Origin of the sequence: Actinomadura sp. HBU206391, from assembly GCF_014323665.1 — a bacterium.
Classification (GTDB): Bacteria; Actinomycetota; Actinomycetes; order Streptosporangiales; family Streptosporangiaceae; genus Actinomadura_C.
In genome coordinates, this window is sequence record NZ_JABVEB010000016.1 from 67,385 (window position 1) to 73,451 (window position 6,067).

The 6,067-nt window shown below is 65.2% G+C and carries 8 protein-coding genes and 3 pseudogenes; 6 read left to right on the forward strand and 5 right to left on the reverse strand.

The annotated features are described in order from the left end of the window. Window positions 1-13: 13 nt before the first annotated feature. Window positions 14-141, reverse strand: a pseudogene (locus tag HKK72_RS40780) (heat-shock protein HtpX); the annotation flags it as partial. Between the two features lie 28 nt (window positions 142-169). Then, on the reverse strand, window positions 170-382 hold the full coding sequence (locus HKK72_RS09485) for a hypothetical protein (protein WP_222720528.1): 213 nt from the start codon (window positions 380-382) through the stop codon (window positions 170-172). Window positions 383-873: 491 nt separating this feature from the next. On the opposite strand from HKK72_RS09485, the gene HKK72_RS09490 reads away from it, so the two are divergent. The 4 genes and pseudogenes from HKK72_RS09490 to HKK72_RS09500 all read left to right on the forward strand — a co-directional run bounded on the left by HKK72_RS09490 (window position 874) and on the right by HKK72_RS09500 (window position 2,779). Then, window positions 874-1,017, forward strand: coding sequence for a hypothetical protein (locus tag HKK72_RS09490; RefSeq protein WP_187233903.1), 144 nt, complete (start codon window positions 874-876; stop codon window positions 1,015-1,017). 437 nt (window positions 1,018-1,454) lie between these two features. Next, window positions 1,455-1,535: pseudogene (locus HKK72_RS42695) on the forward strand (IS5/IS1182 family transposase); the annotation flags it as partial. A gap of 98 nt (window positions 1,536-1,633) precedes the next feature. Next, window positions 1,634-2,279: pseudogene (locus HKK72_RS09495) on the forward strand (transposase). After that, the gene (locus HKK72_RS09500) at window positions 2,273-2,779 is read left to right on the forward strand and encodes a hypothetical protein (RefSeq protein ID WP_187233904.1); all 507 of its coding nucleotides are present in this window, start codon (window positions 2,273-2,275) and stop codon (window positions 2,777-2,779) included. Before HKK72_RS09495 ends, HKK72_RS09500 begins: the two are co-directional and overlap by 7 nt. A 45-nt stretch (window positions 2,780-2,824) precedes the next feature. Here HKK72_RS09500 and HKK72_RS09505 read toward each other — a convergent pair whose 3' ends face one another. From HKK72_RS09505 to HKK72_RS09515, 3 genes are all read right to left on the reverse strand, one after another. Further along, a complete protein-coding gene (locus tag HKK72_RS09505) occupies window positions 2,825-3,652 on the reverse strand; it encodes a hypothetical protein (protein ID WP_187233905.1) in 828 nt (275 codons plus the stop codon). A gap of 550 nt (window positions 3,653-4,202) precedes the next feature. After that, on the reverse strand, window positions 4,203-4,382 hold the full coding sequence (locus tag HKK72_RS09510; protein ID WP_187233906.1) for a hypothetical protein: 180 nt from the start codon (window positions 4,380-4,382) through the stop codon (window positions 4,203-4,205). Between the two features lie 346 nt (window positions 4,383-4,728). Beyond that, window positions 4,729-5,016, reverse strand: coding sequence for a hypothetical protein (locus HKK72_RS09515; protein WP_187233907.1), 288 nt, complete (start codon window positions 5,014-5,016; stop codon window positions 4,729-4,731). Window positions 5,017-5,152: 136 nt separating this feature from the next. On the opposite strand from HKK72_RS09515, the gene HKK72_RS09520 reads away from it, so the two are divergent. Both HKK72_RS09520 and HKK72_RS09525 read left to right on the forward strand, forming a co-directional pair. After that, window positions 5,153-5,416: a hypothetical protein gene (locus HKK72_RS09520; RefSeq protein ID WP_187233908.1), complete on the forward strand. Its 264-nt coding sequence runs from the start codon at window positions 5,153-5,155 to the stop codon at window positions 5,414-5,416. A gap of 27 nt (window positions 5,417-5,443) precedes the next feature. After that, window positions 5,444-5,860: a hypothetical protein gene (locus HKK72_RS09525; protein ID WP_187233909.1), complete on the forward strand. Its 417-nt coding sequence runs from the start codon at window positions 5,444-5,446 to the stop codon at window positions 5,858-5,860. Window positions 5,861-6,067 lie beyond the last annotated feature (207 nt).

A 6,067-nucleotide genomic window follows, 5' to 3' on the forward strand; every position in this document is an offset into this window, starting at 1 on the left:
TACACGTCCTCGGTGCAGGCAGGGAACCGGCGGAGCGGACCTCGATGCGGTCGCCAGCGAGGTGGGTGAGGAATCCGGCGGCCATTCGGGAGCGTCCGGCGTTGTGGACGCAGACGAAAGTACGGAGAACTTGTCAGGCATCAGGGTCTCTGTTGTCTCGCAGGACGTGTCAGTGGTCGCGGTGGCGTACGGAGATGAGCAGTCCGACCTGGGCAAGGACCATCCAAGCCGTGAGGTAGGTGAAAGCGGCTGTCGGCGAGATCGCGGTCCACAGGATGCCCGCGATGTCGCTGGCAGCGAGGTTGCCCAGAGACTGGACCGTGGCGAGCATGCCGAAGGCGGAGCCGCGCAGCTCCCCCGCGGGCTGACACGAAACCGCCATCGGGGGGCCTCTTGCAGCTGCAGGAGCCGATCGATGGTGCGGGGCATCCGGATGGCTCGCCGTGGCTCGTGGATGTTGCCCAGGGTGCCCTCCTGTTCTCGCCTGAGGATCGTGGTGGCGAGGCTGCGTGCGAGCTCATCGATGGCGCGGGCGGAGCCGATGGAGGTTCGGGTCCGAGGCCACCGGCGACGAGGCCCGGGGTCGGTGCGTACGTAGGCGTAGTGCACCGCGTGGGCGATGAGCAGGCACGCCGCGCGGGCCTGCGGTGACTGGGCGGCGGCGAGGGTGGAATCGACGATGGTGGCACAGGCAATCGCGGCCGGGTCCGTGCCGCGTTCCTCCTCGATGGCCAGCAGTAGCCAGACGAAGCTGATGAAGTCCCTGGCGACGGGTGCCTCGGTGAGGGTCGAGGTGCAGGTGAGACAGGGAAGGGGCTCATCGCGGACGGCTTCCTCCAGGGCCTCCAGCACCTCGATGGGCAGGCCGGCGTGGTGGAATCCGACCCCGTGACGCAGGACGGTGACGAGCGGGTGGTCCTCGCCGAGCTGCAGCCGGACGTAGTCGACCAGCGGGGCCATGCTCGGACGTTCATCGAGTTCGTCGGCCAGCGCCTTGGCGAGCAACTGGGCCAGTGAGCGTGTGCCGGCCACGACCAGCACCGACCCGGCGTGGCCGAGCGCCACGATCAACTCACTGGCGATCGTGTACCGCTTGGTCGAGCGGGTGTCGTCGTTTTGTAGCTTCCTCTGCACCAGATCCGGCACCTTCGCCTTGCGGACATAACGCCAGCCGGTGTCTCCCTGCGTGGTCAGCCCAGGGCGGCACTGCCGAATGGGCGGACTCTGGCCGTGACCAGCAAACAGGGCCTGCACTTGTTCGACCTGACGAATACGCCATCCGACCTGATCGACCCGGACCCGTATCGGGTAGATCGCAGTCTGAGATCCATCTGCTCCGCACCGACAACAAGGGGATCCCAGTTACCCCGGAGAAATCGCCTCTGAACAACAGACGCTGAGACTCCGCGTTAGCGCAGGTCAGCGATATCCGTTGGTTTTTCGGCCAGGACTACCGTGACCCCTGGGTGGTGGAACGTATGGTGTCATGGCTGAGCGGCTGCCGTCGCCTGCACCGCCGCCACCCTCATCTGCCACCGCCAACTCTTGAGATAGCCTCTAAGAACTCCTAACAGAATGATCTTCGTTGTGGTTGGATCTTGGTCGCATCGTGGATCGTGTGTGGGAGGTTGCTGTGGCGCGGCGTAGGCCGTGGGAGGTCGAGGACGGTCTGTGGGAGCGGATCGAGCCGCTGTTGCCCAAGGTCGAGCGCCGGTTCCGCCATCCTGGCCGTAAGCGGGCTGGGTGATCGCCAGGCGCTGTGCGGGATCTTGTTCGTGCTCTACACCGCGATTCCGTGGGAGTTCTTGCCTCAGGAGCTGGGGTTCGGCTCGGGCATGACCTGCTGGCGGCGGTTGCGGGACTGGCAGCTGATCTGCGACGGGAACGGCATCCCCCTCGCGCTCTCGCTGACCGGCGGCAACCGCAACGACATCACCCAGCTGATGCCACTGCTCCAAGCCATCCCACCGGTACGCGGCAAGGTCGGCCGACCCCGCCGCCGCCCCCAGGTGCTGTACGCAGACCGGAGCTACGACCACGACAAATACCGCCGCCTGGTGTGGAAGGCCAACGTCAAACCCCGCATCGCCCGCCGCGGCACCCCACACGGCACCGGCCTCGGCACCCACCGCTGGGTCGTTGAGCAGACCATCGCCCTGCCGCACTGGTTCCGCCGGCTCCGCACCCGCTGGGAGATTCGCGACGACATCCACCAAGCCTTCATGACCCTGGCCGCCACCACCATCTGCTGGCGACGCCTCAAACGATCATTGTGTTAGGAGTTCTAAGGCCTACCCACGACCCGAAAGATGCTGCGCACACCTGCGTCGAGACCGCCCGCTGCCTGGTCGAGGACAAGAACGCCGATTACCTGCTGACCACCAAGGGCAACCGGTCGTCGCCGCACGCCGCGGCCATCGCCGCCGCCCGGGACCTGATCTGTGCCGAGCCCGGTCACGTGCACGCCGAACGCGGCCACGGACGGATCAACCGCTGGGCCACCTGGGCCGCCGACCCCGATACCGGCCTCCGCCTGCCGCACGCGGCACGGCTCGCGGTCATCCGCCGCGACGTCGCCGACCTTGCCGGACAACCCCTGAGCAAGGAGATCGCCCTCGTGGTCACCAGCCGAGCCGGCGTGACCGCAGCCGAGATCTCACACCAGAGCCGACAGCACTGGTGCATAGAGAACCTCGAACACCGGCCCCGCGACACCATCTGGCGCGAGGACGACCAGCAGGCCTATCTCGGCAACGGCCCTGACTTTAAATCGCCCTGATCGGCCGCTGTGATCATGTGACAACTTAAATGAGCCGTCGCTTGATCACGGCGACGCTTGGGCAAGCCATTCCCAGCCGATATGGCGGCTGTCCACGGCCACCACACCCGCGTCCCGCCAAGCGTTGGAGATCTCGAAGCCAACCGAGCCCAGAAAAGCCTGCGTGTATTCCAGCGGATCATCGGTGAGGTTGGTGAAGAAACGAGCGGCTGGATCGAAGCAGTCGACGAAGAGATCGGCGCGGCGTTGGGCCTCGATCGGCCCGGGATACCACCATGCGGTACCCGCGAAGGAGCACCGCTGCAGGACCACGAGGGCGGCGTGCGCGCCATCAGAGTTGATCTCAACCCAGGGAAAGGTTTCAGGTCGCCACTGGGCGGCGCCGAAACGGCGGTTTGCCTCGGCGGTGATGAAGCGATCTACCACGGCGGTGATACCAGGATCGCGCACCTCATATGTGCCCACGACGCGCTGCACCCACCATGTCGTAGAGTCCATATCATTGAAAGGCTCACCAAACCAGCCGTCGATAGCATCGATGATGGCTGGGCTGGACGGGATCGTGAACCGCACCTTGGGCCGTGACGATGGAAGTACAGGCCCGCTCAGATCAATGCCGAGGAACCGCTCGATCCATTCGGTGAACCATGCGCCGCATGGCCATTCAGGCCACTCATCCGTGGACCATTCCCTGACAAGACGGGAGGCCAACGAATACCATGCGTCCTCGTCGAGGAGTGGCGCGGGAACAGGAGTCAGATCCAGCGCATATTCGACGGCCCGCAACCCGAAGTGCGCGGTCGCGTACCAGCTCTCCGGTTCAGTGTCGAATTCTTGGTCGAGAAGTTGCGCGACAACATCGCGAGCTGTCATCCGATGAGGCATCGATGGTCCCTTTCCCCGGCCAGCGTACAGCTCATCGCACTGCGATACCGACAGCCATGATCACAGATAAAGGTCATCCTTGTTCAGCGTCACCCTACGTGGCCAACGTCGATCCGGACACCGGGCAACAACCACCCCAAACAGGCGACCTTGAAATCGCCCTGCCTTGGTGCCGTGGCCTGGTGTCCGGCTCAATCCGCGAGAGCCGCTTCTTGCATTGCTCCATCAGCGCGACGTGCCGCTGGTAGTTGGCCCGCCATTCGGTGATCCTTTCCGGAATCCAGATCAGTGCCTTGCGGCGTTTGCCGGAGGGGAGTTCGACCAGGGAGGCGACGTTGAGGTCGATCCGCCGCTCCCGGATGGCCCTTGTTCAACGCCGCCCGCAGGGTCGCGTGGATGCGCTGTTCGGTGGCGGCGCTGACCACGCGTCGGCCTTTGACCTTCGCTCTCAGTACGGGGCCGCCGGAGGCGTGGGCTGCGGTGATGGTGTCGTTGAGTTTGAGCAGGGTGCCCTTGCGCAGGCCCTTACGTCCGCGAGTCAGGTGTCCAGCCATTCGCCTGTGGTGATGGTCGTGTCGAGGTCCTGGCCGGTGCGGACCTTCCGCCGGACCTCGTCCGGCTCGGGCAGTGTCCTGACCGTGGGCAGGATCAGGTCGGCGATCTGGATTTTGCCGTCGGCGTCGGCGGCGATGGCCAGTAGCTCGCTGGCTTTGCTCATCCCGGCTTCGGCGGCGTCTTGGCTGGTGAACCCGCCGCGCCGCAGCGGGTTACGCCGCCTGCCGTCGGCATTGGGGGGAGTTCGAGCTGGTAGTACCAGGTGCCGTGTGCCCGGCTCCACGACCCGCCCTTGCGTTTGAGTTTCGGGCACCTCTTCGCAGCCGCATGCCATTCTCGCTGCGGCATCCGCACACCTTGTAGGTGGTTCCGGCAGCCATAGCGGGCACCATCCAACGGCGTGCGTGGAATGATCTCGGGTGTCCTCCAGCGGATCAGGGCCGTATCCGCGCCCGCATCCGGGGCCCACCAGCAAGATCACGAACTGGCTAGAGCACCGATCTGTGGCCCTACTCCGGCAGCTCCGGAGCGTAGAACGATGGCAGCGGCTCGGGTCCGGTGTACTTCTGGCATTCGCAGGGCAGCAACTCATTTCCCACCCACGCGCCGTTGTTCCACTTTGAGCGTTCAACGCCTGCCCGGCAGCGTCCCTCGACATCGTGGAACGAGGCACCGTGCCCGCACTGGCACAACGGTCCGGTCTCGACGGCCTTCGACTCGTGCTTGCGCCGGGGCAGCAGCCGACCGACCGCCAGCCCTGTCCCGAAAATCAGCGCTCCGACCAACATCTCGATCACGACGACCCCTACCACTCGGACGGCCTCCGGCGATCATCCCATCTCACCGATAGCATCGCTATGCGGCAGCGAGGTGCCTAGTACTCCACCCATCGGCCTTTTCCTCGAAAAGCTTGCCTCAAAGCGAGGAGTGAACTTGTACGCGGACGATCTCGCCCGCCGACTCGCGTGGACGCTTTTCGACGAAGGCCCGCGCGCGCTCGAGGTGCCGGGATTCGAACGCCTGATCTCGACGATGGTCAACTTCGCGTCGAAGCGGAACGCCCAAGATTCGCAGGTGAGCGTGGATGAACTCTTCGAAGATCTCAACCGCGCCTGGGCACGGTCCTGCCGGCGCCGGGTAACGGACATCCTGATGGACCTGCGCAAGACCAAGGCTGAGGCGGAAGATCACCTGTAGTCGTACGGCCCGGAGCAGTTCCCGGAGATGGAGCCGTTGATTCCGTGCGTCGCCCATCTCGCCGGAATCTGGGCAGAGGAGATCGGCGGTATCAGCATGCTGGTCGATGAACAGCGTGCCCTTACCGATACGGTATTGGACGCCGCACGAAGGATCGCGTCCCTGGACCGCACCTTGATCGGAACTACGTGGCGGGTACGGCAGAAGCCCTGGGCCAGAGCCGTACGCGATATCGTCCGCGGGAGGTCCTGGGATCACCCCTCCATCCAGCTCGCCGATCTGATCGCCGGTGCCGGTCAGGCGGTCGCACGCCGACACGCTGGAGCGCCCTCGGCCGCGGGTGATCGTCTTCACTCGCTCGTCGTTCCGCTGATCACACAGGAGAGCATGGTTCCCCACGACGAGCCCGCGCGGTTCGCCGAAGTTAGCGAGCAGACTGTCTGATACCGAGAAAGGTCGGAATGGTGATCGAGCAGGGAGCGGACCCAGAGGGGTCCGCTGGGGCATCCGGATCGCACCTTTCGACCTTCTGAGAGATCCTTGCCAAGGCCGAGATCGACCCGCGCCGCGGCCGACCGGGCCGACCTGGGCACAGTTCCTGCGCTCCCAAGCCGAAGCGATCCTCGCCACCGACTTCTTCACCATCGACCT

What these genes read in the sequence shown, in the direction of transcription:
- HKK72_RS09510 (WP_187233906.1), bottom strand. Translation starts at nt 4,382, where the DNA reads ATGAGCAAAGCCAGCGAGCTACTGGCCATCGCCGCCGACGCCGACGGC.
- HKK72_RS09485 (WP_222720528.1), bottom strand. Translation starts at nt 382, where the DNA reads ATGGCGGTTTCGTGTCAGCCCGCGGGGGAGCTGCGCGGCTCCGCCTTC.
- HKK72_RS09525 (WP_187233909.1), top strand. Translation starts at nt 5,444, where the DNA reads ATGGAGCCGTTGATTCCGTGCGTCGCCCATCTCGCCGGAATCTGGGCA.
- HKK72_RS09505 (WP_187233905.1), bottom strand. Translation starts at nt 3,652, where the DNA reads ATGACAGCTCGCGATGTTGTCGCGCAACTTCTCGACCAAGAATTCGAC.